Source organism: Chitinimonas violaceus, from assembly GCF_052601015.1.
In genome coordinates this window covers 1-1,603 of sequence record NZ_JBQXDJ010000168.1, presented here as the reverse complement: position 1 = coordinate 1,603, position 1,603 = coordinate 1, and the positions used below count along the sequence as shown (strand labels likewise).

The window sequence follows — 1,603 nt, the reverse complement described above, 5'->3', positions numbered from 1 at the left end:
AAAACGACGACGATTACCCCGATGAAGGCCCACCAACATGGTGGAACCCCGAGGAAGACCCCGGTTTAGATGAACCGCCACCCTATGATGCAGGTTATTTGGACCACTGCGCCGAGTCCGGCCCACCTGAATGGTGGACCGACCGGGAGGAGTGCGTGCATTTAGACGGCAATGCCGACTGGGTGCGCTGTGAGGATGACTTCCAAGTGTGAAGTATTGGCAGATTTCTGAATACCAGCTTCAAAGTACAGCATGACATTCAACCCAGAAGATGTGCAGTTCAACTCTCGTACACAGTTGCTGCCAAGAGCATTTCAGCCATCATTCGCCAACTGATGGTTTCAACGTCAACAACTTCCCCCATGTTCTTGTAGTACCCAGCCATGTCATTTGCGAAACCTGATAATCCTCCAAGAAACTCTTCAAGTGTCTTGTTACCCCACTCCTCATGTTTCTTTCTGTAATCTTCGTTGAGATACTCTACAAATTTCACAAAATCATCACGCGAAGAAACAGTCTTTGCGTAATCAAATAGATCGTCACCAACCATTTCATTTACCTTTTCGAATGACTATTGAAGTTCCTTCATTAGTCGTAGAGAACTTGAACAACTCCCGCTTCGGTATCGTGTCAAGTTTTTGGTACGGAATATCAACACCAGCTTGCTCGAAGCTGTAAAGACGTCGATTGTCGAGAGTAAAAATTTTCCCATCCCGTTGAACAATTCGAACAGGATTTACTGTGGCAGGGTTAATGTCGCCAGACTTTAGACCTTGAATGAATTCATTTACTGAACCAAACGGTGCCTTAAATTCGGCCTTAGCATTATTTTGACTGTACCTAATAGTCCGAGGATCAATCATTCCCGTCCGCGGTAGTTCAGCGAATTCAGAAGAAGTTAGGTAGCTTGGCCTAGCATTGTCGGGAGCATTTGCTACCGTGAGTTTGGGGTTACTCAGCTTTGGCACACCATACACACTACCAAAGTCCAAAGTAGCTGAACCTAGATTACCCAATACACGCGCTACGCTTGAGTCTGGATTTCCTCCCGCTGCAACATGGACGCCAACAAATGGGCCTCCTGTTCCGTACAGATGATCACTTCCCTCAACATAGCGTTGTGCAGCACTTAGACGGTTAAAGCCATTGGAAGGGGATAGTGATGGCGAGTCAGCCAATCTCTTCAGCGTTTCTGTCGATACGCCACCCCAGCCTGAATCACTGACCAAATCTCTCGCTGTCTTGATTCCGGGCATGAACTGATGCGAGAAGCTATCGGGATCGTTCGCCGCGACTTCAACGCCTTCTACGGATGGTAATGCGCTTCTATTACCCATCTCCTGTGCCAGTAGGTCGTACATGGCATTGGATTCAGGGTTCGTACTGCTTCTAACACCCCAACGTGTATTGGCATCCGGTTCTTTTGGTTTCGGTGCTCCCACCCAGTTACGACCATTCCCCGCGATGCTGTTACCCAGCACATCCCCGAAGATAGATTTCCCGGTCGCAAGTTGTCGTACTAAAACCCTTCAAACCTAGACGCCATGCGGCTTTTAACGCATCGATAGGCTCAACAATACCCACTAAACAGGAATTTTTTCCA

General features: G+C 47.9%; 3 protein-coding genes. 1 reads left to right on the top strand and 2 read right to left on the bottom strand.

Going from position 1 to position 1,603, the window contains the following annotated elements; translation table 11 throughout:
* Positions 1–212: hypothetical protein (locus tag ACUHMQ_RS20685; protein ID WP_445297333.1), on the top strand; the 212-nt coding region annotated here is incomplete at its 5' end.
* A 68-nt stretch (positions 213–280) separates the two neighbouring features.
* On the opposite strand, the gene ACUHMQ_RS20680 is transcribed toward ACUHMQ_RS20685, so the two are convergent.
* Positions 281–550, bottom strand: a complete 270-nt coding sequence (locus ACUHMQ_RS20680; protein WP_445297332.1) for a DUF7660 family protein — start codon at positions 548–550, stop codon at positions 281–283.
* 1 nt (position 551) lies between these two features.
* Entirely contained in the window at positions 552–1,361 is an 810-nt protein-coding gene (locus ACUHMQ_RS20675; RefSeq protein WP_445297331.1) for a hypothetical protein, read from the bottom strand.
* Positions 1,362–1,603 lie beyond the last annotated feature (242 nt).

Coding starts and splice junctions, on each gene's coding strand:
- ACUHMQ_RS20680 (WP_445297332.1), bottom strand. CDS start 550: ATGGTTGGTGACGATCTATTTGATTACGCAAAGACTGTTTCTTCGCGT.
- ACUHMQ_RS20675 (WP_445297331.1), bottom strand. CDS start 1,361: ATGTACGACCTACTGGCACAGGAGATGGGTAATAGAAGCGCATTACCA.